1 protein-coding gene is annotated in these 1,457 nt (G+C 62.5%); it reads right to left on the reverse strand.

Annotated elements, in window-relative coordinates:
• Positions 1 to 41 precede the first annotated feature (41 nt).
• Positions 42 to 1,400 (reverse strand): IS256 family transposase, encoded by a 1,359-nt coding sequence (locus tag C2868_RS10345; protein ID WP_103662991.1) that lies wholly within the window; start codon positions 1,398 to 1,400, stop codon positions 42 to 44.
• Between the last annotated feature and the right edge of the window lie 57 nt (positions 1,401 to 1,457).

The following is a 1,457-nucleotide window of genomic DNA, read 5'->3' on the forward strand; positions in this document are numbered from 1 at the left end:
AGCCTGTCAAGTTGTTTGTGTAAGCGGGCGTCGCTCGGGTTTCAGAGGTAGGGCTGGATGCGGTCGGGGTAGGCGAGGGCGAGTTGCGCGAGGGCTTGTTTCCAGTTCGTGGTGATCTGGCCCTCGACGAGGCGGCCTTCGGCGTTGCGTTTGACGCCACGAGCGCGTCCGCGTTCCTTGAGCCGGTCGCGGGCGCGCTTGTCTTCGATGTTGCAGATTGCGAGCCAGAGCAGCTTGACGACGGCGTCGTCGGAGGGGAAGTGCCCGCGGTTCTTGATGATCTTCCGCAGCTGGTAGTTCAGCGACTCGATGCTGTTCGTCGTGTAAATCACCCGGCGCAGCATCGGTGGGAACGCCAAGAACGGTGTGAATCTGTCCCAAGCGTTCTCGAACACCTGGACTGTGTTCGGGTTCGCGATGCCGAGGTCGGACGCGGCGAAGTCGGTCAGCGCGACGAGGGCGGCGTCTTCGTCCGCGGCCTGGTAGATCGGTTTCAACGCGGCGGCGACGGCTTTGCGGGACTTGTAGTTCACGAACCGCATGGCCGAGCGGATCAGATGAACAACACACGTCTGAACCGTCGATTCTGGCCAGGTAGCCTCGATCGCTTCGGGGAACCCGGTGAGCCCGTCGACGCAGACGATGAGGACGTCCGCGATGCCTCGGTTGGCGAGTTGCGCGCAGACACCGGCCCAGAACTTCGCGCCCTCGGTGATTTGGATCCAGATGCCCAGGACGTGCTTGATGCCATCCATGTCGACGCCGACAGCGATGTGAGCGGCCTTGTTGCGCACGTGCGCACCATCGCGGACCTTCACGATCAGCGCGTCCAGGTAAATCACCGGATAGAACGCCTCCAGCGGCCGATGCTGCCAAGCCATGACCTCATCGAGGACCTCATCAGTGATCTTGCTAATCGTCTCCCGGCTGATCTCCGTGCCGATCGTGGAGACCAGATGATGCTCGATATCGCGGATCGTCATCCCACCGGCGTAGAGCGAGACGATCATGTCATCAAGCCCACCCAGGCGCCGTGAGCCCTTCGGGACCAGCATCGGCGTGAAGGACCCATCCCGGTCCCTGGGGATCGCGAGGTCGACGTCACCGACGCTGGTCGCGACAGTCTTCGGAAACGAGCCGTTCCTCGAATTCGGGTGAAGCCCCGCCTCGGGATCGCCCTGCTCGTAGCCGACATGCTCGGTCAGCTCCGCCCGCAATCCGCGTTCAAGGCCGGCCTTGATGAGCTGCTGGATCAGCCCATCCTTGCCGTCGAGCTTGACCTCGCCAGCATCGATCTTCGCGTAAAGGTCGTCCAACGCGCCCGATGCTTCGAGCGCCTCCACACCCTCGCGCTGAGCCTTGCGACGCTCATCACGCGCCTGCTTGTCAATCATGGTCATCAGTGTCTCGGCTTTCAGTCAGGAGCACTGCCCCTTACACAAACCATCTGACACGCT

Origin of the sequence: Microbacterium sp. CJ77 (genome assembly GCF_002911615.1) — a bacterium.
GTDB lineage: Bacteria > Actinomycetota > Actinomycetes > Actinomycetales > Microbacteriaceae > Microbacterium.

Bases quoted from the DNA above. Each gene is read 5' to 3' on its own strand.
- C2868_RS10345 (WP_103662991.1), bottom strand. From the start codon at position 1,400: ATGACCATGATTGACAAGCAGGCGCGTGATGAGCGTCGCAAGGCTCAG.